Here is a 25031-nt window from a genome sequence, read left to right on the forward strand (position 1 = left end):
CAAACATTCGCGAGCTATTCACCATTCACCATTCACCATTCACCATTGACCATTCACGATAACGAATGCTAAATGAAAAAATATTTCCTCTACATATTCCTTCTCTTCTTTGCCCTCAACAGCAGGGCTGAGGATTCCCCCAAGCCCTACCTGCAATGGACGCAATTACCAGCCATTCCTTCCTCCGTTGGTTTTGCCGGTTCATTTGCCGGCGTATCAAACGGGGCGCTGCTGGTAGCAGGAGGATCTAATTTTGGAGCAGGCGGCACACCCTGGAATGGCGCTACCAAAACCTGGTACGATAAGATCTTTGCATTGGAACAACCCAATGGCCAATGGAAAGAAGTGGGCAAACTGCCGCATCCGCTTGCATATGGGATTTCGATAACCTGGCAGGATGGCGTAATTGTCGCCGGTGGTAGCGATGCCACAAAGCATTACAACGAAGTGCTGCTACTGCGTTATAAAAATGGCGCTATTGAAAGGGAGAACCTGCCTGCCTTACCAACACCCATTGCCAACGCCTGTGGGGTTGTAATAGGTTCTACACTGTACATTGCCGGAGGTACTACCACACCCACGGCCACACAAGCCTCCACAAATTTTTGGGTGCTCGACCTGGCGCAACCTGCCGCACAACGGGCATGGAAAACAGAAACACCCTGGCCCGGTCCGGGAAGAATGCTGGCAGTAGCCGCTACGCAGGAAGGCGCTTTCTACTTATTAAGCGGCGCTACCCTCACCAAACAACCAGGTGACAGCACCGTGCATCGTACCTTTTTAAAAGATGCTTACAAATATATTCCCGGCAAAGGCTGGAGTCGCATAGCCGATCTGCCGCAATCAGTAGCCGCAGCCCCATCGCCTGCATTTACTACCGGTCAAACCCATTTGCTGGTGTTTGGTGGCGATAATGGAAAATATTTTGACCAGAACGCGACGCTGCAACAAAAACATCCCGGCTTTTCGACCGAGGTATGGATGTATAATTCTATAACCGATACATGGAGCACCATAGGAAATATTTTTACCGATCATAAAGCAGATGCTGAGAGCAACCCCCTTAACAGTACCTGGGCGCCGGTTACCACACCAGCAGTTGTCTGGAATGGTAACCTGGTGCTGCCAGGCGGTGAAGTGCGCCCCGGCACGCGTACCAACCGGGTGTTAATGGCCACACCCATACAACCACCTGGAGGCTTCCGTATTTTCGACTGGACCATTGTTGGCATTTATTTTTTGCTGGTGATCGCTATCAGCGTTATTGTATCGCGCAATATGCAACGTACCACCAGCGGTTTCTTTTTGGGCGGTGGAAAAATTCCCTGGTGGGCAGCAGGGTTAAGCATCTTTGGCTCCAAACTAAGCGCCCTCACTTTTATTGCCATTCCTGCCAAAGCCTATGCTACCGATTGGGTATACTTGTTGAACAATGTAATGATCGTAGTAGTGGCGCCCATAGTCGTGTATTTCTATTTACCATACTTCCGCAAACTAAAACTCACCAGTGTATACGAATACCTGAACATCCGGTTCAACCGGCCCGTAAAATGGCTGGGTAGTTTAACGTTTGTCTTGTTCCAGGTAAGCCGCCTCGGTATTGTGATCTATCTGCCAGCGTTGGTATTAAGCGCCGTTACCGGCATCAACATCTTTATCTGTATCATTGGTACCAGTTTAATTACCACGGCGTACAGCGTATCAGGCGGTATTGAAGCGGTGGTTTGGACAGAAGTGATGCAGGTGGGCGTATTACTCGGCGGTGCATTGGCAACCCTGTTCTTTATTGCCGGTTCATTACATGGCGGTTTCGGACAATTGTTCACCGAAGCTATGGACCACGATAAATTCCGGCTGGCGATCACCGACTGGACGATCACCGAACCTGTATTATGGGTAGTGTTTGTAGGCGGGTTCTTAACCCAGCTGGTCACCTATTCAAGCGACCAGGTGGTGGTGCAGCGTTACCTCACCACCTCCACCGAAAAAGAAGCAAAGAAATCAATTTATACCAATGCCATCTTAGTAATTCCGGCCTCGCTTATTTTCTTTAGTGTTGGAACCGCATTGTGGGTGTATTACCGGCATCATCCTGCTTCATTGAACCCGCATGGCCGTACCGATGATGTGTTTCCCTGGTATATCAGCAACCAGTTGCCAACAGGTTTAGCCGGGTTGGTTATTGCCGGTTTGTTTGCGGCTACCATGTCAACCATCAGCAGCAGTATGAACTCCATTGCCACGGTAATCACTACCGACTTTTATCAAAGCGCCAAACCCGCCAGTACTGACAGACAGCGTTTTGCTTTTGCCCGGTGGGTAACCGTGCTACTGGGTGCGGTTGGTTGCCTGATCGCTATTTATATGGTGTACCTGCGCAATGCCTCCATCTGGGACCAGTACATAAAAATAATCGGTTTGTTTGGCGGTTGCCTGGCGGGGATGTTTGTAGCGGGAATCTTTTTCCCGCGCATCAACAGCAAAGGAATTTTTATAGGGTTTGTGGTGAGCGCTATCTGCCTGTATTTTATTCAGGCAGCCAGCATCATCAACTTTTTCCTGTACCCTGCAGCAGCGGTATTCATCTGTGTACTGGTGGCGTATGTGGCCAGTATGTTATTGTCTCGCGGTAATAAATAATGCATATTTTCGGGAATATGCAGCCCGACTATTCACATATCGACAGCCAGGAAAAAGCGCAAGCCTTATGTGCCCAAAAAGAACTGGTAAAACTCCATTTAATGCCATTGGACTGGGGAGGGGAAGATGTGGCGCTGAATATCATTTATGTGCCTGAATTTGTGTTGGAGGGGAAATCGCGCATTGATGGAATGATCGAAGAACTCCTGGCAGCCGGTCATAATTTACGTTACTCCGCATCGCCCGAATATAAAGGCAAAAGCTTTATTGCCAGCAAACTGGTCATTAAGGTGAGTGGCGATCGCGAAATGGAAGTCACTATCGAAATTTGGTAAACCCAGCCTCCTAAAGGGGAGCCGTGATCCGGCAATCGGCAATCGGCAATCGGCAATCGGCAATCGGCAATCGGCAATCGGCAATCGGCAATCGGCAATCGGCAATAATTTCGGGCGCCGCAAGGTCGTTCATTAATCTCAAAAGTCGCGAGCCATTCACGATTGCCGATTCACGACTTACTGATAACTATACTCTATCTTCCCAATAAGCATCTTATTCTTCGCATAACATTCATCCCGTTGCTTCAGCCCTTTATCATCGTATTTATAAAGCCATTTCTGGTAATCGGCCCCGCCGGAAGTAGTTACCAGCATCATGCTGACATTACCTGCTTCATTGTATTCAAAAATGTAATCAGGTAACAATTTTTTAAGGCGGTTATTATATCTTACCACATCGGTTAACCGGTTTTTGTCATCGTAATAATAATACACCGCGGGTTGTTCAGTGCCTGCATGAACGCTTCTTTCTTCACCCACGTTCCCTTTTTCATCGAGCTTAAAGGTTACCACCGTTGTATCTGAACTGCTCTTTATTTTCAGCATCCTCTCTGGTTTCCCGTCTTTATAAAACCAAAGGTGTTGTTCCCGGGTGGAATAACCGCCGGGCGAAAACGACATATTGATAATTCCGGTAATAAGATTGTTGGCGTCGTAGGTGTATTGAATGATCACCTTGTTGCCATCGGTAGTATCGATGCTTTGGGTCACCTGTCCCTTCTCGTTAAAATAATGCGTGATCTCGTCTTTTCCACTCAGGCTGGTAGAGGTTTCGGTAGTAATGGCCGTGGCAGAAACTGCCTGGGTGCCGCCAAAACCTTCAATAGGCTGGTTATTGCCATCGAAACTGGTCATTTTTACCGATCTTACTTTGTTAGCCTGGAATACCGCTCTTTTTTTGACAATCTCATTGGTCATTACCAGGTCGTTGTAATAGTGTTGGCTATACGCTGTATGAGCAATAAAACTAATAAGAAGTGATAACCCAAAAATTCTGATCATATTATAAACAGCTTAATTTTTTGCGCTTTAGTAACGAATAATTTGGTCCAATAATACAACGGAACTGTGAATTTTTCTGTAAAATAACCTGTTTCCTTATTTTTAGATAAAATTTCCCCTTTGTCACATAGTAAAGAACGTCACGAGAAAATTTGCCTGAATTGTAATGCTGAACTCCATGGAAGGTATTGTCATGTTTGTGGACAGGAAAATATTGAGCCAAAAGAAACTGTCTGGAGCCTGATAAGTCACTTTTTTTACGACATTACCCATTTTGACGGTAAGTTTTTTAGCACTACCAGGTACCTGATTACCCGCCCGGGATTTTTACCAAAAGAATATATTGAAGGCCGGCGGGCCCGTTACCTGCACCCCATCAGGATGTATGTTTTTTCTTCCGCATTATTCTTCCTCTTTTTATATTCTATATTCCATTTCCATGATTTGGAAGGATCATTTGAAGATAAAAAGAACGATTTAATAGTAGCGTTGCCCGATTCTGTTAAAACCAGGGCGCTGGCAAATGCAAAGGATGCAGCAGACTCTGCAGCTGTTTTGAAAGCCCTTGATCTGGCTACGCCCTATATGCGAATAGCAGAAAAAGAAAAGAGATCCGATACAACTGCCCTCTACACAAAAAAGATCAGGAAGAAGAACTATAATTTCAACCTGGTCAATCCAAAAAGGGAGTACGCTTCTATTCAGGAGTATGATTCCATCCAGAAAGCGCTGCCCAAAGAGGAACAGGATAACTGGATAGAGCGCCGGGCCAAACACCGCGAAATTGAATTGGATGCCCGGTACAAAGGCGACCAACGGGCTATGTGGAAAGAACTGCTGGAGAAATTCATCCATACCTTTCCTTACCTCTTATTCGTATCGTTACCGCTGTATGCCTTTTACCTGAAATTATTATACTATCGCCGCAAACAGTTCCTGTATGTGACACACGCCATATTTTTGATATATCTGTATATCTTTACCTTCATTAACTTATTGGTGTACTTTGGTATAGTTGAATTACGCGAGTCATTGAACTGGGATTGGATAGGTTGGATAGAGGCGGCTGTATTGTTATACGGAGTATGGTATGCCTACAAAGCCATGCGAAAGTTTTATGGGCAGGGCCGGGGCAAAACACTGCTCAAGTTTTTTATTCTGAATACATGGGCCTTCCTGTCAATCATTATCCTGTTCCTGGCCTTCTTTTTATTTACAGTGTTTAAATTTTAACAATTTTGGTGATATATGGCACAACAACAACAAGCGGTGGCGGATGCATTCATGCGCCTGGTAGGTATTATGGACGATTTGCGGGAGAAATGTCCCTGGGATAAAAAACAAACTATTCAAACGCTACGGCCATTGACCATTGAAGAGATGTACGAACTGGCCGATGCCATCACCGATAAGGACTGGAAGGGCATTAAGGAAGAGTTGGGCGATCTGATGCTGCATTTGGTATTCTATGCAAAAATTGGCGCTGAGCAACAACAATTTACCCTCGAAGAGGCCATTCATGGCGTTTGCGAAAAACTGATTCACCGTCACCCGCATATTTATGGCGATGTACAGGTAAAAGACGAAGAAGAAGTAAAACAGAACTGGGAAAAGCTGAAGTTAAAAGAAGGCAAGAAATCGGTGTTGGCCGGTGTGCCCGTTTCCCTGCCTGCCGTGGTAAAGGCAACCCGCCTGCAGGAGAAAGCTCGCCAGGTTGGGTTTGAATGGGATAACCGGGAGCAGGTTTGGGATAAAGTAACAGAAGAAACCAACGAACTGCACGAAGCCGTGGCCGCCAATGAACCCGAAAAAATAGAGGAGGAGTTTGGCGACCTGCTTTTCTCCCTCATCAATTACGCACGATTTTTGCAGATAGATGCGGAGAACGCACTGGAAAGAACCAATAAAAAGTTTATTTCGCGGTTTACCCGCATGGAACAGCTGGCCTTGCAACAGGGGAAACCTCTGACCGATATGACCCTGACTGAAATGGATGCCATCTGGAATGCGATCAAAAAACAAAACCCCGATACTTGAATCATTTGCAGCAAAAACTATTTAACAGGTATACCTATACACTATTAGCTGCCATAGGCCTGTTTACGCTTGCCTATATTTTGAACAGGTATGTGACCGATGTTACTTCGCCCCGGTATTTTGCCCGGTTAATTCAAAACCGGATCCAGGAAAAGGAAAAGGATTTTCAACAACTCACTACTGATACCACTATAATGGGTCAGCTGGTCGATCAAACCTATACCGAAGCCACGCTGCAAAAACTGCTCGATAATAAGAAGGGGTATGGTTTATATATTTATGATGAAACCGAATTTGATGTACCGCCCGCTCTTCTTTTCTGGAATACACAACAGATCCAACCGGTAAAACATTTATCGGAAGACAGCATGAGCAGCCGCATGGAACGGCTTTCGAATGGGGTGTATGTACATACTGCCCGCATCCTGTACCTGCGAAACGACCGTCGCCTCATTGCCGAAGCATTGATACCCGTAATGCGAAAGTGGCAATACAATGTGGAAACGGAAAACCTGCAAAAAGAATTTGTCGATCTCAAGGGCGCTACCCGGCAGGTTGACATTTCCAATACCGTCACCGATTTCCCGGTAAAAAATTTGTCAGGCGAGGTGTTGTTCTATTTGCAGCAAAACACGCTGTATGGCAAACCGCACAATATCTGGGTTATCTTAACCACCATACTTGGGTTCTTCCTGTTATTCCTCTTTCTGCACCAGGTAGCAGATATTGTTAGCCGTAGCTATGGCATCTGGTATGGCATAAGCCTGCTTACCGGGGTCGTGCTGGCCATGCGGTTGATCGTATATGGCTTTCCCAATATTCTGGCCTTGCGCCAGTTCGAATTGTTCGATCCGGCTATTTATGGATCCAGCTTTATATTAAGTTCACTGGGCGATCTGTTGATCAATGCCCTGTTGTTGTGCTGGGTGATCACCTTCATTAACCGGCGTATTAATATCTCATCTATCCGGCCATACCGCGAGTCGTGGAAGAACTGGGCGGCATTGATCGCCTCGGTAAGCGCCCTGGTGATTGTGACCTTTATGTTTGCCGCCATTTTGCAAACCATGGTGTCAGATGCCAAGATCTCTTTTAACGTTACCAACTTCTTCAGTTTAATTGCTACACCATATAGCTTTATTGGATTTATAGTACTGGCTACGCTGGCCCTCAGCTATTTTTTCATGTCACAGATCTTGTTAACGGTGGCAGGAAAAATGGTAGGCGACCGCAATTACTTTATGTTCATCATTGTGGGTGCCATCGGGTTAATGATACTCACCTTCACTACCAACAACAGCATTGTAGAGTTGTGTTTGTATGTGTTGCCCTGGCTGATGGTGTTTATGTGGCTGATGCAGCAACGCATTTTTGCGGGCTTGAACTTCAGGTTGAATGTATCGGAAGTCTTGTTCTGGTTGTTCGTGTTTTCCGGCTCTATGTCGGCGGTTATTATCTTTGAGAACGGCAAAATTGAGTTGGAAACCCGCAAACGGTTTGCAGAAAAACTGGCTTTACAGTCAGACCCTATGAGTGAGCACATGCTGAGCTTTACGCTGGCGTACCTCGATAGTAATTTTGTAGTGCAGAATATGAACCGGTTCAGCAAGCCGCAATCCAATGCATTTCTTAAAGACAGCATCATACAAAAGAACAGCGATGTAAACACCCGCTATAATCTTCGATTATTTACGTTCGACTCAGCCGATGCGCCTTTGTTCAATGATGAACAGGCATCGTTTGACACCCTCAATACGATCTTTTCCATAGCCGGTAAGAAAACGGCTATCCCGGGCATGCGTTTCTTTGAACAGTCGTTCGATAAGTTCGCTTACATCTACCGGCGCGAAGCATATCGCGATACAACAAAACTGGGGACGCTGTTTGTACTGGCCGATCCCCGCCGGTATAAGTACGAAGCGTTAACACCCGAATTGTTCAGGTCAAACAACCCGTTGTTGCCCGAGCAATATTCTTCGGTGTGGGCCTACGCCATTTACGACAGTAACCGGAATTTGATCTCGAATTACAATGATTACGCCTTTCCAACCCATTTGGCCAATTCGCTCATCCCTCAGGAAGAGTTTACCCGCCTTCGCAATAATTCTTATGAAGAATTGTGGTACCGGCCATCGTCGGATAAAGTGGTGATCATTGCGCGTAAAAGCAATACATTCATCGAGGCAATCACCTTGTTCGCTTACCTGTTCAGCACCTTTTTGTTCCTGCTGGCATTTTACCAGTTCAGCTCGCTCATCATTCGCAGCCGGTTCCATTGGTCGGCATTGCGCCAGACCATGCAGTTAAGCATCCGGTCGCAGATCCACAGCACCATTTTGATGGTGAGCTTACTCTCGTTTTGTGTAATTGGGGTGGCTACCATCCTGTTCTTTATAAATCGTTACCAGCGAAATAACCAGGACCGTCTAACCCGGGCCATGCAGATCATGGTGAACCAGGTTCAAACGAGTATTAACAGGCAACACCCCATGGACGATTCGTTGTTTTATGAACCGGTGTTCAGTGAAGGGATGGAACAGTTGATCCGGGAAATGTCAGAAGTGCATGGCATGGATGTGAACCTGTATGATACCGTGGGCGGGCTGCGGGTTACCAGCAACCAGGATATGAACATTTATTCAAGCGGGGTGCTGAGTACCAAAATGAATCCGCTGGCTTATTACCGGCTGTATCATTTGGAACAGATCCAGACCGTGACGAATGAACAGGTGGGCAAGCTCGATTACCTGAGCATTTATTCCCCCGTTCGCAATAAACGGGGGCATGCCGTAGCTTTTTTAAATATTCCATCCTACAGCAGCCAGACGGAGTTGAAGCAGGAGATCTCCAACTTCGTGGTTACGGTTATCAACCTGATTGCATTTATCTTCCTGGTAGCAGGTGGTATTGCGTTGTTGATCACGAACCGCATAACCCAATCGTTTACCATCATCAGCCAGAAGATGCGCGAAGTGAACCTGGGTAAAGAGAACGAATACATTACATGGAAACGGGACGATGAAATAGGCGTGTTGGTGCGGGAGTACAACAAGATGGTGACCAAGCTGGAAGATAGTGCCGAAGCCCTTGCCAAAAGCGAGCGGGAGGGCGCCTGGCGACAAATGGCCCGGCAGGTAGCGCATGAGATCAAGAACCCGCTTACGCCTATGAAGCTGAGCATTCAGTATTTGCAAAAAGCCATAGCCGATAATCAAACGGATGTAAAAGTGCTCACGACCAATGTGGCCAAAACCCTGGTAGAGCAGATCGATCACCTGTCGAAGATCGCCTCCGACTTCTCACAGTTTGCGAATATCGGTAACCCGAAAAACGAAGTATTTGATCTGCACGAAATGTTGCAATCATTGGCATCTTTATATAATACCGGTGGTAACCTCGACTTTAAATGGACGCCGGTTGGGCAACGCGTATTGCTCTTTGCCGACCGTACGCAGTTGAACCGCTTGTTCACCAACCTGCTGCAGAACGCCGTAGAAGCCTGTGCCAGCCGCGATGACCGGGTTATTAGAATGAACGAACATTTGAATGGCGAGTATATTACCGTAAGCGTAACAGATAATGGCGAAGGCATTCCGGAACAAACGCAATCGCGCATCTTCACGCCCAACTTTACTACCAAAACCTCCGGCACAGGTCTCGGCCTGGCTATGAGTAAGGGTATTGTGGAGCAGGCTAAGGGAGAGATCTGGTTTGTTACAAAAGAAGGAGCGGGCACTACGTTCTATGTGAAGATCCCGTTATTAAGAGCGAATTAAAAAAGGGTGGGTCACTCTCAAAGAGCGACCCACCCTAAATAACCTAATAACCGCAACTTATATCCCTCTTAGCTTCTTCCTATTAGCTAAATAATCTTCAAATTGCTGTAAACTATAACTACTGAGATTTTGCTGTTTCGTCAATCCACCCTTCTGCGCGGCCAGTACCCCGTAACGGCAATCGTAGCCGTCAATAGAGTGCGCATCGGGATCAACAGAGATCAATACGCCTTTTTCGATGGCATAATCAATCCAGCGCCAGTCAATATCCAAACGGCGGGGGTGCGCATTTAACTCAATCACCACATGGTTCTCAACACAGGCATCGATGATGGTTACATGATCTACAGGATAACCGGGACGGCTGAGCAATAAGCGGCCCGTCATATGACCCAGAATGGTGGTGTAGGGGTTACGGATGGCGTTCAGCAACCGCATCATGGCTTTATCCTCCGTCATTTTTAAATTGGAATGCACCGAAGCAATCACCAGGTCGAAGGTGGAGAGCACATTGTTGGAGTAATCCAGTGCGCCGTCGCCTAAAATATCACACTCAATACTTTTGAATATTTTGAAAGGCTTGAATTTTTCATTCAGCTCATCTACATACCGGTGTTGTTCGCGAATGCGTTCCTCTGTTAACCCATTGGCGTAGGCGGCGCTTTTACTGTGATCGCTGATCACCAGGTATTCATACCCCTGATCTATACAGGCTTTGGCCATATCTTCCACCGTATGCACCCCATCGCTCCATTGGCTGTGGCTGTGAATGATGCCCCGGATATCGCCGGGTTGTATCAATGTAGCCTGGTTATACAACGCGGTTGCTTTTTCCCGTAAGGGTGGGGCAATAGCCGGCAGCTGCAGGGCGGAAAATATTTCTTCTTCCGATTGATAAGAAGCCGTGGGGTTCCAACCCGGTAAAGCCTGACAGGCCGCTATAAAATCGTCACTGCCGCTGGTTTGAAAAAGAACGCTGTTGAAGCTTTCAGGCGTTGCCCGGTAAAATTTCAGCAACACATTTTCGGGTCCCAGAACGCTGAAGATATCTTCCAGTGTTTCCTGGGTTTTATAATTATTGGAACCCAGGAAGGCCAGCAACTCCTCATCAGTAGCGGTGGTTACCCATTCCAGCTGGTCAATGATCTCAAGCTGGCGTCTGAATTGACCGGTTAGGGCAAATTGTTGTTGCGGGAATTCTTTCTTCAGTGTGGTGTCAATGGCTATGGCGTACACTTCCGTTTCCGCATACAGGTGACTGCCCTGGTTCTTCATATAGAACTCGATGGATTCCTGAACATTCTTTTGCGTTTTCTCGCCAAAACCTTTGAAGAGGGTTAACCGGTTTTCGTTACAGGCATACAACAGTTCACCAACCGATTCAATACCCATCTCTTTCCAGATGGTGGCTATTTTTTTTGGTCCCAGTCCTTTAATGTTCATCATTTCCAGCACGCCGGGCGGTGTTTTGGAAATAATATCTTCCAGGGCGCCCAGTTTGCCGGTTCGAACTATTTCAATTACTTTTTTAGCAACAGAATCACCAATGCCTTTTATGGATACCAGTTTATCTTCAGGCATTTCAGCCAGTGGATGCGTTACTTTTTCAATGGCAAAGGCGGCACTGGAATAGGTTCTCGACCGGAACGAATTTTCCCCATGCATATCCATTAATTTGGCCAGCAGGGAAAATTGGTCGGCTATGAAGTAGTTGTCGATCATAAGAATGGTGATGTGCTGCTAAATTAATTCTTTCTGGTTTACCAAAGAGGTTCCTGGTAAGTATTAAAAACACGTAGAATATTAACAGATAAGTTTAGCTCATCTATGGTATAGGTAATAAGAAAGGGAAATCTTTTTACAGGTTTGCAACGTATGTTCTTGTAGCGTGTTGCTGATGAAGTTGGAGAAAGAGCAATTCGCTCAATATATTCAGTAATTACATCGGCAAAGCGATAGCCAAGATCGGTAGCGAGAGAATTATAATATTCAATGGCCACTGTAATATCGTCAACCGCCGTAGGGGAAATGTAAATGGTATACAACGTCAGGGTTTTTTAAACCGATGTTTGATATCATTCCATTTAAGTAAATAATCAGGATTCGATGAAATGTTTACAAGCTCCTTATCCAGGGCTGCTTTTTGTTGTTCTGTAAGTTCAATTGCTTCTTCGTCAGGAATTGCTTCAACAGCATGTACCTTGATCAGGTCTTCGATCAAAGCTGCAGCATATTGTTTTTTTATCCGGATATGAAATGTATTATCTGACATAATGCACACTGTTTTATCAGGAATAACCCTAAAACCGTATGTAATTTACTGCAAAAATTGCTTGTATCCAAGCCTAATAATCAGCGACTTAATAATGGGCCTACACCATTAGTGTAGGCCCATTCACGCTTTACAACTCCACCACCACATCATCCTGCTCCACAAACACGCCCTCGTTTAACACCACATTCTTCACCGCACCTGCGCTGGGCGCCACAATGGTGCTTTCCATTTTCATGGCCTCTATAACAAAGAGGGGCGTGTTCTTTTGCACCGCATCGCCGGTTTTTACCAGTATTTTCGACAGCTTGCCTTGCAGCGGCGCGCCGATCTCATTGGGCGCGCTCACTTTTTTATGCGTTGGTTTTACGGAGGTGAAGCTCTTATCTTTTATAAAGATGGATCGGGTTTGTCCGTTCAGTTTAAAGAATACCTGTTTATAACCATTCTCATCAACCTGGCTCATATGTAAAAATTTTATGAGAATGCTTTTGCCCGGCGCTAACTCGATAAGCGTTTCTTCATTAGGCTTTAATCCATAAAAGAAAACAGGAGAGGGCACATAATACACTTCCCCGAACGCCATTTTAAACTGATGGTATTCGTCAAACACTTTGGGGTAAAAGAGGGCGCTCAGCAGATCGAGGTTCGAATACTGCTTACCATATTTGGTTTCAAATTTTTCCCTTTCTTTAACCATGTTCAGCGGTTGTAAATGCGCGTTGGGCCTGTCGGTAAAGGGCTTTTCATTTTTGAGCACCAGTTTCTGCAAGGTTTCCGGAAAGCCGCCCGGCGTTTGTCCCAGGTCGCCACGGAATAAACCAACCACTGAATCGGGGAAGGATAAAGTTTCGCCTTTATCAAAAATATCCTGTTCAGTATAGCCGTTGGCTGTCATGAACAAGGCCATATCGCCTACTACCTTCGAGGAGGGCGTTACTTTTACAATATCACCAAACAGTTTATTCACTACCACATAATTCTTCTTGATATCGGTAAACTGGTTTTCCAGTCCCAATGAACGCGCCTGCGGGCGCAGGTTGGAGTATTGTCCGCCCGGAATTTCATGATCGAACACTTCTGCAGTGCCAGCCTTTAATTGCGATTCGAATGGATAATAAAATTCACGCACATCTTCCCAGTAGTTGGAAAGTTCATTCAACTTATGCAGGTTCATGGGCTGTTCACGCTGGTGGCCCTGCATCATAGCTACAATGGAATTGAAATTGGGTTGCGAAGTAAGCCCGGACATAGAAGCAAGCGCCACATCAATTACATCAACCCCGGCTTCAATGGCTTTTAAATAAGTAGCCGACTGAATAGAGGAGGTATCATGTGTATGCAGGTGAATAGGAATGTTGATCGATTTTTTCAGCTCACTTACCAGGATACCTGCCTGCATGGGTTTTAACAGCCCGGCCATATCTTTTATGCCCAGAATGTGGGCGCCGGCATCTTCCAGGCGTTTGGCCAGGTCGATATAGTATTGCAGGTTGAATTTATGATTGCGTTGCTTGTCAAGGAAATCACCGGTATAACAAATACAGGCTTCTGCCAGTCCGCCCGTTCTTTCGCGAACGGCATTAATGCTCACCTGCATGCCTTCGAGCCAGTTCAGCGAATCGAAAATGCGGAAGATATCGATCCCGTTCTGCCAGGATTCTTCAATGAAGGTCTCCACCAGGTTATCGGGGTAGGCAGTATAACCCACTGCGTTAGATCCGCGGATCAGCATCTGGAACAAAATATTAGGAATGCGTTCGCGCATCAGTTGCAGGCGCTGCCAGGGACATTCATGCAAAAAGCGAAGGGCTACATCGAAGGTGGCGCCGCCCCACATTTCAAGCGAAAAGATCTCCGGATGATTTTTAGCCACCGTTTCAGCCACCTTCAACATATCGGTAGTGCGTACGCGGGTGGCCAGCAGCGACTGGTGCGCATCGCGGAAAGTGGTATCGGTATATTGAATGCTGTGGTTATTCTTTAACCAATCGATAAATTTCTCACGCCCCATTTCGGTAAGCCGGTCTTTGGAGCCTTTGGTGATGGACGGTTGCACCACATCAGGCACTACCGGGGTGCGAAAGGTAACAGCAGGGTTAACAGCCGGCACATCAGGATGACCGTTCACAATAATTTCAGCCATGTATTGCAGGGCTTTGGTGCCGCGGTCCATTCTCGGTTCAAAATGAAATAAATCCGGATGGTTGTCGATAAAATCAACTGTAGCGAGCCCATTTTGAAACGTAGTATTTTGTAACACGTTTTCAAGGAAGGCAATGTTGGTCTTTACACCGCGTATACGAAACTCTTTTAACGTGCGCACCAACCTGTCACAGGTTTCTGCGAGGTTGCGGCCGCTGGCGGTGATCTTTACCAGTAAGCTATCAAAGAAAGGAGAGATGCTAACGCCGGGGTAGGAGCTGCCTTCATCTAACCGGATACCCGGGCCACCCGCATTGCGATACGCGATGAGCGTACCAAAGTCGGGTTTAAAATTGTTGGAAGGGTCTTCGGTAGTTACCCGGCATTGAATGGCCACGCCGGAGATCTGCAATTGTTCCTGCGAAGCAATATTGATGGGCGCATCAGTAAGCGCGAACCCTTGCGCAACGAGGATCTGGCTTTTTACAATATCGATACCGGTTATTTCTTCAGTGACCGTATGTTCAACCTGGATGCGGGGATTTACTTCAATAAAATAAATATTCTCAGCTTTATCAACGAGGAACTCAACCGTGCCCGCATTGTTATAACCTACCTGTTTGCAAATGCGAATGGCATATTCGTGAAGTTGCTGACGTGTTTCCGGTTTCAGAGAAATGGCGGGCGCCACCTCCACTACTTTTTGAAAACGGCGTTGCACAGAACAATCCCTTTCAAACAGGTGAATGATATTGCCATGGTGATCGCCAAGGATCTGTACTTCTATATGTTTGGGCGATTCAATGAATTTTTCAAAGAACACGGTATCGTTACCAAAAGCGGTTTTGGCTTCATTGCGTGCTTCCTGTACGGTTTTTTCCAGGTCTTCATCATTGCGTACAACACGCATGCCGCGGCCGCCGCCGCCTGCAGCCGCTTTAATGATAATAGGGTAACCAATGCGGCGGGCTTCCTGCAAAGCAACGTCGGTTGATCTGATATCCGCCTGGCTGTCTTCGATCATAGGCACACCGGCTTGTTTAGCTACTTTCTTAGCGGCGATCTTATCACCCAGTTGATCCATAATGTGTGCAGTGGGACCAACAAACACAATGTTTTCTTCCGCACATCTTTGTGCAAAGCGGGCATTTTCTGACAGGAAACCATAACCGGGATGGATGGCATCGGCTTTTTCGCGTTTGGCAACGCTGATGATGGCTTCAATGTCCAGGTAAGGTTTCAGCGGTTCATCGTTTTTCCCGATCTGATAAGCTTCATCGGCTTTGTAACGATGCAGGGAATAGCGGTCTTCAAAGGTGTAAACGGCGATGGTCTTAATATTTAGCTCTGTAGCAGCACGCAATACCCGAATGGCAATTTCACCACGGTTGGCAACAAGGATTTTTTTAAACATGACAGGCAGTTATAGTTTTTGTTTATTTATCGATAAAGGAAACCCTAAAAGCTATGCCGGTGCATCAACAGGGTTGGTTCGGGGCGGCAATACGGATACACGAAACCATGTTGATGATGATTTCACATGTGACTTAAAAAATGGTACCAGGGTAAAAAGAGGTAAGTGGTTTTATATAGGCTTGTGTAAACAGGAATGAGGTTGCTATAAAGACGGTGTAAAAATAAGAATGGAATGGTTATGATGGATACTTGCAGTAATGTTAATTAATGGTAAGGTGGTGCAATGGTGCTCGTGAATCGGAAATCGGCAAACGTGAAACGGCAAACGTGAAAAGTACTTATTGGTGATCCCTGATTATTGGCAACAGTCGAGAAATGGCTAAGAAAACGAGCTCACACTTCGCACTACGCGCTATATGTTAAAACTCAGTCGTGGCGCGGGTTTCAGCGGATGTATAAAGCTTTAATAACGCAAAAAGTCCTGAGTGGAGTCTAAGGAGCGAAGGGGCAATAAAAAAGTCCCGAAGTAATTCGGGACTTGATATTTTTTGCTTTCAAAAAAAGCCGAAGTTATTTCTTCTTTGCAGCTTTCTTTTTCTTTGGAGCGGCTTTCTTTACTGCTTTCTTAGCAGCTTTTTTTGCAGCTTTTTTCTTAGTTGCCATGTTTTTGTGAATTTAACGGTTAGTAAATAGAATTTAACAGATGTAAAAATATAAACTATTTCCAAACCGCCAAAAATTTTTTCACGAAATGTGAAAAAATTACTATGCAGGCAACTTTACAAATAACAAATTACGCTACTGCTACTACGCTAACGATAGTCTTATCGTTTCTGGTTTTTCTGAATTCAACAACACCATCAGTCAATGCAAAAATGGTGAAGTCTCTTCCGATACCAACATTTTTTCCGGGATGGTAAACAGTACCGCGTTGACGAATGATGATATTACCAGCAATAGCTGATTGACCACCATAAATTTTAACGCCCAGTCGTTTGCTGTGTGAATCACGACCGTTCTTTACGCTACCTTCCCCTTTTTTATGTGCCATGGTAGATTGTTTGAAATTTTTTTAAAATAATGTCTTATTCAACAGGACCAACATTCAAATAACAAGAACCAAATTCATATCCGGATAAACTCAAATGCACTTGCTCAATAATTTGGAGCCTGCGATTTGTTTATTGGAATGTATTAAGCGATTGCTGTTACCTGAATTTTTGTGTAGTGCGTGCGATGACCGTGTTTCTTGCGGAAACCCTTTCTTCTTTTCATTTTAAAAGCGATTACTTTATCGCCCTGAACTTGATCAAGGATCTCTGCTTTAACAGTACCTTTTACTGCACTGCCCACAGACAATTTACCTGCATCATCTAACAGCAGGATTTCTGAAAATTCTACTTTATCTCCGGCTTTACCGTCTACACGCGGTACATATAAAGTTTGGTCCTTTTGAACCTTAAATTGTTGTCCGGCGATTTTAACTATTGCAAACATAGGTTTCCAAAATTAGGAGTGCAAAGGTAAGGGTTTGAACCAGATTGCGAAGGCTTGAAGCGATTTTTTTTACGATTTTCCGGTCGAAAATGGCCGCTTTTGCGGCAAATTAGTAAGAAATATTGATTGTTAGCCATTTACAATAAGGTAGCGGTGGGGTTGAACAGGATATTATATATAATATAGGTGGCTGGTTAGTGGTTTCTTCCGGCTTAGCCGGGACCGATTTCCGGGATTCGCTTCAGCAGGTAGCTGGTTCCCGGTAAATGGTTTCCTGTACCCGGTACTCCGTTTTTTAACACTTCCATCTCCGAACAATCACGCATTGAATGAGTTAATAATAGCTTTGCGTGAATTACCGCAAATCAGTCTTTGCGTATTTCACTAATTGATGTAGGTTTGTTTTTCCTAACTGATGGAATACGGGATTCAATGAAAATAAAATCATTTCTGGCAAAACCATTTGCCCACTACATATATAAAGGAGTAAAAAAGGGTATGACCACCGCAGTAGCTGACCAGGATGCCATCCTGAAAGAGCTGCTCAAAATAGGTAAGGCAACTGAATTTGGTAAAGAACACCATTTGCAGGAGATAAATGTGCATGAAGAATACGTACAGGCCGTACCGGTGCGCGACTACGAACAGTTTAAGCCCTATATTGAAAAGATAAAGGAAGGCAAACACAACGTTCTCTGGAAAGGACTGCCTATTTATCTGGCTAAAACCTCCGGCACTACCAGTGGTGTAAAGTATATTCCCATAAGTAAAGAAAGTATCGACAACCACATTAACACGGCCCGCAATGCCCTGTTATGTTATATAGCCGAATCGGGTAATACCAATTTTACCGAAGGTAAAATGATCTTTTTATCAGGTTCGCCCGAACTGGAACGCATAGGCGGCATTCCTACCGGTCGTTTAAGCGGTATCGTGAACCATCACGTGCCCAGTTACCTGCGCGCTAATCAATTGCCTTCTTACGAAACCAATTGCATCGATGACTGGGAAACGAAGCTCGATAAAATAGTGGCCGAAACCATTAACCAGGATATGACCCTGATAAGTGGCATTCCGCCATGGGCGCAAATGTATTTCGACAGATTACAGGAGAAGACCGGCAAAAAGATCAAAGAGATCTTTCCTAACTTCTCTGTACTGGTGCATGGTGGCGTTAACTTTGAACCCTACCGCAATAAGTTGATGGAAAGTATTGGCGGCAAAGTAGCTACTATTGAAACATTCCCGGCATCGGAAGGCTTTATGGCGTTCCAGGATTCGCAGGATGCCGAAGGTTTATTATTAAATACAAACAGCGGAATATTCTTTGAGTTTATTCCTGCCGGTGAAATCTTCAACGCCAACCCAACCCGCCTGTCGCTGAAAGAGGTGAAAGTAGGGGAGAACTATGCGTTGATCATAAACAACAATGCAGGGTTGTGGGGGTATAATATTGGCGATACCGTTAAATTTGTATCAACCAATCCATACAGACTGGTAGTAACGGGACGCATCAAACATTTTATCTCGGCATTTGGCGAACACGTTATTGGAGAAGAAGTAGAACAAAGCCTGATAAAAGCCGCAGAAGAAGAAGGCGTGCATATCACTGAGTTCACCGTGGCGCCCATGATCGCGCAGGGTAAAGGAAAATCGTACCATGAGTGGTTCATTGAATTTGAGAACCGCCCGGCCAACCTCGACCGGTTTGCCGAGAAGGTAGATGTCAACCTGCGCAAAAAGAACATTTATTACGACGATCTTATTAATGGCAATATATTGTTACCATTGCATATTCGCCCGGTTAAAAAGCATGGGTTTATCGATTACATGAAATCCATAGGTAAATTAGGCGGTCAGAACAAAGTGCCCCGGTTAAGCAATGATCGTAACATTGCAATGGCGCTTGAAAAATATGTAGAGTAGTTTTAACGTTAAGGCTGACTGATTTAGCTTACTAAAAAACTTATTGAAACCGGAACATGTCGAACAGTTTTCCACAAAGACGCATAGCAATATTCGGCTCAACAGGCTCAGTGGGTAGTCAGGCATTGGAGGTAATAGCTTCCAATCCCGACAAATTCTCCGCCGAAGTATTGACCGCTTTTAGTAACGAGGAGTTGTTGATTAAACAAGCCTTGCAATTCAATCCAAATATTGTAGTAATAGGTGATGAGCATAAGTATAAAATAGTTAAAGAAGCCCTTTCACATACCGATGTAAAAGTATTTGCCGGTGAAAAAGCACTGGAAGAGGTAGCCAGCATGGATGTATACGATATGATGTTAGCGGCTATCGTTGGTTTTGCCGGCTTACGCCCTACGCTATGCGCGCTCGATGCAGGAAAGGCAGTAGCGCTGGCCAATAAAGAAACACTGGTAGTGGCAGGTGACATTGTGATGCAAAAGGCCGTCGAAAAAAGGGTGCCTGTTATCCCGGTCGATTCAGAACACTCCGCCATATTTCAGTGTCTCGTAGGCGAAACCCGCAATAAGATCGAGAAAGTTATCTTAACAGCGAGCGGCGGACCCTTTCTTGGCAAAAAGCCCAATTACCTGGTGAATGTAAAGCGCGATCATGCGTTGCAGCATCCAAACTGGCAAATGGGAGCCAAGATCACCATCGACTCGGCCACTTTAATGAACAAGGGGCTTGAAATGATCGAAGCCCGCTGGCTGTTTGATCTGAGCGCCGATCAGGTACAGGTACTTGTTCACCCCCAAAGTATTATTCATAGCCTGGTGCAGTTTGAAGATGGGAGTATAAAAGCGCAGATGGGGCTGCCCGATATGAAACTGCCCATTCAGTATGCCCTGGCTTTCCCGCACCGTATACCCAACCAGTTCCCGCGGTATAATTTCAGGAACCCCGCCCAGCTTACATTTGAGGAACCAGATACCAAAACATTCCGCAACCTGCAACTGGCCACCGACGCCCTGTTCAGGGGCGGAAATCAGCCCTGTGTGCTGAATGCCGCCAATGAAATTGCCGTATTCGCATTTTTACGCAATCGCATTGGCTTTTTGGATATGACCGACCTCATTGAACGAACCCTGCAACACGTGCCGGTTATTGAAAAACCCACGCTGGAAGAATATTTTGACAGCGATGGAGAGGCCCGTAATTTTGCCGCCTCCCTTATTAAGCTGTAAAAAGCGAACAGTAATGGGTCTTACGTGTTGTTCATACAGTGCCGCAGTAAGCTTAAAGCGTTAAGCTTTCCAAGTTTTTTGTGAGCGGTTAAGGGAATTGCGGGATAATTCAATATTTTGAGCGTAATTTAAAATAAACACCACCGCGTTTTCGCGATTATATGATCACATTGTTAGCAATAGACTGGGCTGTAGTAGGTATTAAAGCCGGACAATTAATATTATGCTTATCCATATTGGTCGTCTTACATGAGATGGGCCACTTCTTGCCCGCCAAATGGTTTAAATGCAGGGTTGAAAAATTTTATCTGTTCTTCGATCCCTGGTTTTCACTGGTAAAAAAGAAGATAGGAGATACCGTGTACGGGATTGGCTGGTTGCCTCTGGGTGGCTATGTAAAGATCTCGGGGATGATCGATGAAAGCATGGATAAAGAGCAAATGAAGCTGCCACCAGAACCCTGGGAGTTTCGCAGTAAGAAACCCTGGCAGCGTTTGATCATCATGATCGGCGGTGTTACGGTTAACCTTATACTCGGCTTCTTTTTATTTGCCATGATCCTTTGGCATTGGGGCGAAGAATACCTGCCCGCTAAAAATGTGGTGTATGGCGTATATGTAGACAGCCTGGGTAAAAGCATTGGGTTGAAAGATGGCGACAAGATCATGGCGGTGAATGGTAAGGAAATTGAGAATTTCAGCCGGTTGAGCACCGATATCATCCTGAACGAAGCTAAAACCATAAATATCATCCGCGATGGACAGGCCATAGACCTGCCCATACCAACAGGTACCATCAGTCAGCTGATCCAACGCAAAGGCGATCCGCTCGCATACCCCCGGTTCCCGGCTGTGGTAGACAGCGTTAATAACAGCGCCAAATTCACGGCAGGCACCTTACAAAAAGACGATCAGATCATTGGCTTTAACGACCAGCCCATTGGTTCGTTTTATGAGCTGAGCGATATAAAAAAGAATTACAAGGAAAAAGAAGTGTCCTTAACGGTGTTGCGTAATCACGCCGATACGGTTACTGTAAAAGTGAAGCTGACAGCCGATGCCAGCATTGGTTTTTATCCCCGTCCGCCCGATAAGTTCCTGAAATTCGATGTAAAGAAATATACCTTCCTGGAATCGTTACCGGCAGGGGTAAAAAAAGGCTGGAACACCCTGGTGATGAACGTGCAGAACTTTAAACTGCTGTTCACCAGCAAGGAAGTAAAAGCCAGCGAATCGCTGGGTAGCTTTTTAACCATCGGTAATATGTTTGGCGCCCAGTGGGATTGGGAACGCTTCTGGACGATGACCGCCCTGTTGAGCATTGTGCTGGCATTTATGAACATTCTGCCCATTCCGGCCCTCGACGGTGGACACGTACTGTTCACCCTGTATGAAATGATCACCGGCCGCAAGCCAAGCGATAAATTCATGGAATATGCGCAAATGGCTGGTATGATCCTGTTGCTAGGCGTTATGGCCTATGCGCTGGGATTGGACTTCTGGCGATATTTATTTAAACACTAGAGATTCAATAAGATATTGTTATAGAATAACCCCCGACGGTATCGTCGGGGGTTATTTTTTGCCTCACCCGCCGTCCGCGTGCCGCTGAAGCTTTAGCGGAGGCGCAAGCTTTAGCGTAGGAGGGCCCTTATATCCCGTATTTAGAAAATGCGCTTTAAATATTCCGTATGGTAGGGATATCTATGGATGTGGCAGCGTTCAACTACGGTAAAGCCTGCTTTGTGCTATTCTGTTGCTATGGCGCAACATACTTGTATGTATACTGTTGAATAGGGGCTGGAGGCATGCTGGTATCTATCCCAAACATCCCACGCATCCCATTCATCCCAGTTCAGACAATTGAGTATGATCAATATCTCCTCCTAAACACATTCATTTTATTTATAATTAGTAACTTTAAACCATGGCCGAAGCTTTAGCACCATTTATTGTACGTGGCACCATGCACAATTTAACCTTCTATGTTATGGAAGGCAGGAACTTCGTGCGTAAGAAAAGCAGCCTGACCCGCAGAAAAGTGCTTTATGCGCCTTGCTTTAAAAATACCCGCCACTATGCGGCATTGATGGGCAGAGCGTCGAAGATCGGCTCTTCTATTTATAGTCAATTACCTGTGTACTGGCGCCAGGGCTGGATGTACCGGTCATTTACCGGCGAAGCCTATACCATGCTAAAAGCGCGAAAGAGCGACGAAGAGATACAAGAGGTATTGTGGCAACTATATGTAAGCCCGGTGGTAAATAAACAGCCTGAAGAGGCATGGATAAATGCATTAAATGCAGCGCCAAAACGGTCCTACCGCAAATTGAACAGCGACTACTGGAAAATTAAAACCCTCAAGAGTAACCGGCGAAAAGCCCGTAAGCAACAGGTATTGTATTATGCCGGACTTATGGCGCAGGCCTCAAAAATAGGGTCAAAGCTATACGGACGATTACCACGTAAGTATGCCCGCCGCAGCGACTATCAATTTTTGACCGGATGTGCCCTGAAGCTGTTGAAACAGGAGATAAGCGAAGAAGATATTTTAGCGGAATTACTACCAACTTTACCTTCGACAGGTCGCCTTCCGGCGCCTAAAAAGAAGGTGGTAAATGTTATAAATCACCCCAGGGGACGATACTATTTTATTCCCTCGCCGCCAATGCGTTTTTCCATGCCTGACAGGGATTTACCTGAGGAAATCCGGTTAATTTTCGTCAGCAGTGGCTGAAGGTAGGTTAAGACGTAGAAAAACAGTAAATTTGCAATTCGTTGTTTAATCATGGGGTCGCTTTGGTTTTGACAGCGTAGATCTTTGAAGGTGTAAGCATGTCGTGCGTTGGATAATTAGCACGTTAATCTGAATATTCAAAACTCAAATGGCAATACACAATTTGCCATGGCTGCCTAATCAGTGATTAAGTAGTCATTAGGGCCGCCGGGAAGGTTGTTCTGTTACCAATCCCCGCCGCCGACTCAAAACAAATACAGGATGCTGCAACCGTAGGCTGTGCCGGTTGCAAAAGACTATTCAGCTAAGGAAACAATTGGTTCGTCCGTCTCCTGTTGTTTCCCGACAAGTAATGCCGGAATAAACATGTAGAAAGCTTTTGAAGGATATGTTTGGACAGGGGTTCGAGTCCCCTCGACTCCACGAAATTGTAAAACCCGCTCCCGTAGCGGGTTTTGTGTTTTCTGAAATTGGAATCATCTTTATAAAGTGTTGTGAATGAACTGTTTTCTGGTTCGGGTCCTTTATATGAGTTAATATTTTAGGATGATGCTGTTATATTAACCTTTGCTCCAGAAAACCTTTCCATACGACAAACCCCTTTTGGGCAGCGGAATAATCATGCATTATTCTGCTAAAATTGGGATGATCTTTATTAAGATAATCCTGTCTGCCTGTATTCTTAATTTCATTTAGCACTCCTTCGATTTCACTTAGCCCGTTTCGCAATGCATCCATTGTTTTTTCAAAATGCCATACATAAGTAGCTTCTTCACTATTTAGCGTTTCCCATACTACATGGTACTTCCTGTCGCCCTGCAATAGAAACAAGAATGAAAAAGGCTGTAAGACAAATCTTATTTTTAATATCGATGAAAGGTGTTGCGCGGCGAGGAATTTAAGATGGTGATAATGTTTTGAGTCTTTTACACTTAGGATATCATCAATTAAATCCTTGTCGGATTTAAACATTTCTTTTAATGAGGGCTGATCTAGTAAGGTGTCGCTCGTATGTAGGATTGAGCTTTCATCGTTGTGTCTTTTAAATGGCAGGATTCTCTTTTTTACAAATTCAAAACGAACACTATCAATAATGCCGCTGTTTATTTTATTGATGTCTTCAGAGGAAGCTGTTACAGATAATATCTGATTTTCATTGTAACGAATTTCAATTTCAGTGACGATCAATTTTTTCTTCAGAATTTTTATAAAGTAGTCTTTGATCGCTTCAAACTCGGGTCGTATATCCGAATTTTCAATTTGAAATTTGATATCCTGGCCTAGTTCTTCAAATATGGCAAATACCACATAGGCATTTGAGAATTGAATCTTTGGAAAGGGTACTTTCATGATTTTCCTAATTACCCATTCAGCCGGTTTCGTTACTATTTTAAAACTTGGCTGCTGGATATTGTCGCTAGCTTCTTCAAATACTTTTGGGGTTGAAGTAAATTTCTTAAGTTCAACAGCATGTAATAGCCTGGCAGTATCAAGAGAACGAAAGCTTATTTTATCGATAGGCTGGAACTGCAGTGAAATTTGATTACCAGTGTTGATTTCCGGATTATCCGCGTAATCTATTATCTCTGCTTTAATTTCACCATTTTCCTCGTCATAATTCAATACTCGTATTCTCCAGGCAACCTCTGTTTTAAACTTTTCTACTTGTACAGGAAGATCAAGTTGTTCTATTTGTAATGTCGTAGCATCGGTATTGACGAAAACTTTATTCTCATTGAAAATCAGCATCAATTCATCCAATCGATGTATCCCCCCTGTTTGTAATAGCTTTTGATAATACCGGCTTCTTTGCTTGAATAATTTTTCTAAATAATCTACATGTATGTCCCGGTAATCATAAATAACCGGAATGGCTTCTGTGCGTAGTACCCGGCCAAGATATTGAACCATTTTCCCCTCAAATGAAAACGGATATGCCAGCACCAGACAATCCAGGCTTGGTATATCGGTGCCCTCACCCAAAAATTGTCCGGTAGAAATTAATACCTGAAAATTCCCGGAA

General features: G+C 44.9%; 15 protein-coding genes, 1 other RNA gene and 1 pseudogene. 10 read left to right on the forward strand and 7 right to left on the reverse strand.

Annotated elements, in window-relative coordinates; translation table 11 throughout:
- The first annotated feature begins 72 nt into the window (after window positions 1–72).
- Window positions 73–2640, forward strand: a complete 2568-nt coding sequence (locus tag ACJ751_RS18045) for a sodium:solute symporter family transporter (protein WP_407746919.1) — start codon at window positions 73–75, stop codon at window positions 2638–2640.
- On the forward strand, window positions 2640–2975 hold the full coding sequence (locus ACJ751_RS18050; protein WP_407746920.1) for a hypothetical protein: 336 nt from the start codon (window positions 2640–2642) through the stop codon (window positions 2973–2975). The genes ACJ751_RS18045 and ACJ751_RS18050 overlap by 1 nt, the downstream gene beginning before the upstream one ends.
- Window positions 2976–3152: 177 nt before the next feature.
- Here ACJ751_RS18050 and ACJ751_RS18055 read toward each other — a convergent pair whose 3' ends face one another.
- Window positions 3153–3977, reverse strand: coding sequence for a hypothetical protein (locus tag ACJ751_RS18055; protein ID WP_407746921.1), 825 nt, complete (start codon window positions 3975–3977; stop codon window positions 3153–3155).
- Between the two features lie 120 nt (window positions 3978–4097).
- Between ACJ751_RS18055 and ACJ751_RS18060 the strand changes: the two genes are divergently transcribed.
- From ACJ751_RS18060 to ACJ751_RS18070, 3 genes are read left to right on the forward strand one after another with little or no spacing between them, the layout of a single operon-like run.
- Window positions 4098–5210 (forward strand): DUF3667 domain-containing protein, encoded by a 1113-nt coding sequence (locus ACJ751_RS18060; RefSeq protein ID WP_407746922.1) that lies wholly within the window; start codon window positions 4098–4100, stop codon window positions 5208–5210.
- Between the two features lie 15 nt (window positions 5211–5225).
- On the forward strand, window positions 5226–6014 hold the full coding sequence (mazG, locus tag ACJ751_RS18065; RefSeq protein WP_407746923.1) for a nucleoside triphosphate pyrophosphohydrolase: 789 nt from the start codon (window positions 5226–5228) through the stop codon (window positions 6012–6014).
- A gap of 5 nt (window positions 6015–6019) precedes the next feature.
- On the forward strand, window positions 6020–9790 hold the full coding sequence (locus tag ACJ751_RS18070; protein WP_407746924.1) for an ATP-binding protein: 3771 nt from the start codon (window positions 6020–6022) through the stop codon (window positions 9788–9790).
- Window positions 9791–9847: 57 nt separating this feature from the next.
- On the opposite strand, the gene ACJ751_RS18075 is transcribed toward ACJ751_RS18070, so the two are convergent.
- The 5 genes from ACJ751_RS18075 to rplU all read right to left on the reverse strand — a co-directional run bounded on the left by ACJ751_RS18075 (window position 9848) and on the right by rplU (window position 17120).
- Window positions 9848–11512 (reverse strand): helix-hairpin-helix domain-containing protein, encoded by a 1665-nt coding sequence (locus tag ACJ751_RS18075; RefSeq protein WP_407746925.1) that lies wholly within the window; start codon window positions 11510–11512, stop codon window positions 9848–9850.
- A gap of 325 nt (window positions 11513–11837) precedes the next feature.
- On the reverse strand, window positions 11838–12062 hold the full coding sequence (locus ACJ751_RS18080; protein ID WP_407746926.1) for a hypothetical protein: 225 nt from the start codon (window positions 12060–12062) through the stop codon (window positions 11838–11840).
- 130 nt (window positions 12063–12192) lie between these two features.
- Window positions 12193–15621 carry a pyruvate carboxylase gene (locus ACJ751_RS18085; protein WP_407746927.1) on the reverse strand — a complete coding sequence of 1143 codons (3429 nt, stop codon included), beginning with the start codon at window positions 15619–15621 and terminating at the stop codon, window positions 12193–12195.
- 795 nt (window positions 15622–16416) lie between these two features.
- Window positions 16417–16674, reverse strand: a complete 258-nt coding sequence (rpmA, locus tag ACJ751_RS18090; RefSeq protein ID WP_407746928.1) for a 50S ribosomal protein L27 — start codon at window positions 16672–16674, stop codon at window positions 16417–16419.
- Window positions 16675–16817: 143 nt separating this feature from the next.
- Entirely contained in the window at window positions 16818–17120 is a 303-nt protein-coding gene (gene rplU, locus ACJ751_RS18095; RefSeq protein ID WP_014216885.1) for a 50S ribosomal protein L21, read from the reverse strand.
- A 432-nt stretch (window positions 17121–17552) separates the two neighbouring features.
- Here rplU and ACJ751_RS18100 point away from each other — a divergent pair, with 432 nt between their 5' ends.
- The 5 genes from ACJ751_RS18100 to ssrA all read left to right on the forward strand — a co-directional run bounded on the left by ACJ751_RS18100 (window position 17553) and on the right by ssrA (window position 23434).
- Complete coding sequence (locus tag ACJ751_RS18100; RefSeq protein ID WP_407746929.1) at window positions 17553–19046, forward strand: GH3 auxin-responsive promoter family protein; 1494 nt, start codon at window positions 17553–17555, stop codon at window positions 19044–19046.
- Window positions 19047–19102: 56 nt separating this feature from the next.
- Entirely contained in the window at window positions 19103–20272 is a 1170-nt protein-coding gene (locus ACJ751_RS18105) for a 1-deoxy-D-xylulose-5-phosphate reductoisomerase (RefSeq protein WP_407746930.1), read from the forward strand.
- Window positions 20273–20433: 161 nt separating this feature from the next.
- On the forward strand, window positions 20434–21795 hold the full coding sequence (rseP, locus tag ACJ751_RS18110; protein ID WP_407746931.1) for an RIP metalloprotease RseP: 1362 nt from the start codon (window positions 20434–20436) through the stop codon (window positions 21793–21795).
- Window positions 21796–22198: 403 nt separating this feature from the next.
- Window positions 22199–23008 (forward strand): hypothetical protein, encoded by an 810-nt coding sequence (locus ACJ751_RS18115; RefSeq protein ID WP_407746932.1) that lies wholly within the window; start codon window positions 22199–22201, stop codon window positions 23006–23008.
- Between the two features lie 53 nt (window positions 23009–23061).
- Window positions 23062–23434, forward strand: a transfer-messenger RNA (tmRNA) gene (gene ssrA / locus ACJ751_RS18120).
- 129 nt (window positions 23435–23563) lie between these two features.
- Here the strand turns inward: ssrA and ACJ751_RS18125 are convergent.
- Window positions 23564–25031: pseudogene (locus ACJ751_RS18125) on the reverse strand (hypothetical protein); the annotation flags it as partial.

The sequence above is a fragment of the Niastella sp. genome (assembly GCF_045805085.1).
In the GTDB taxonomy this organism is placed as follows: Bacteria; Bacteroidota; Bacteroidia; order Chitinophagales; family Chitinophagaceae; genus Niastella.

Excerpts from the sequence above, each read along its gene's own strand:
- rpmA (WP_407746928.1), bottom strand. The coding sequence starts at position 16,674 with ATGGCACATAAAAAAGGGGAAGGTAGCGTAAAGAACGGTCGTGATTCA.
- ACJ751_RS18050 (WP_407746920.1), top strand. The coding sequence starts at position 2,640 with ATGCATATTTTCGGGAATATGCAGCCCGACTATTCACATATCGACAGC.
- ACJ751_RS18085 (WP_407746927.1), bottom strand. The coding sequence starts at position 15,621 with ATGTTTAAAAAAATCCTTGTTGCCAACCGTGGTGAAATTGCCATTCGG.
- ACJ751_RS18055 (WP_407746921.1), bottom strand. The coding sequence starts at position 3,977 with ATGATCAGAATTTTTGGGTTATCACTTCTTATTAGTTTTATTGCTCAT.
- ACJ751_RS18105 (WP_407746930.1), top strand. The coding sequence starts at position 19,103 with ATGTCGAACAGTTTTCCACAAAGACGCATAGCAATATTCGGCTCAACA.
- ACJ751_RS18115 (WP_407746932.1), top strand. The coding sequence starts at position 22,199 with ATGGCCGAAGCTTTAGCACCATTTATTGTACGTGGCACCATGCACAAT.
- ACJ751_RS18100 (WP_407746929.1), top strand. The coding sequence starts at position 17,553 with ATGAAAATAAAATCATTTCTGGCAAAACCATTTGCCCACTACATATAT.
- rseP (WP_407746931.1), top strand. The coding sequence starts at position 20,434 with ATGATCACATTGTTAGCAATAGACTGGGCTGTAGTAGGTATTAAAGCC.
- mazG (WP_407746923.1), top strand. The coding sequence starts at position 5,226 with ATGGCACAACAACAACAAGCGGTGGCGGATGCATTCATGCGCCTGGTA.
- ACJ751_RS18045 (WP_407746919.1), top strand. The coding sequence starts at position 73 with ATGAAAAAATATTTCCTCTACATATTCCTTCTCTTCTTTGCCCTCAAC.
- ACJ751_RS18080 (WP_407746926.1), bottom strand. The coding sequence starts at position 12,062 with ATGTCAGATAATACATTTCATATCCGGATAAAAAAACAATATGCTGCA.
- ACJ751_RS18075 (WP_407746925.1), bottom strand. The coding sequence starts at position 11,512 with ATGATCGACAACTACTTCATAGCCGACCAATTTTCCCTGCTGGCCAAA.
- rplU (WP_014216885.1), bottom strand. The coding sequence starts at position 17,120 with ATGTTTGCAATAGTTAAAATCGCCGGACAACAATTTAAGGTTCAAAAG.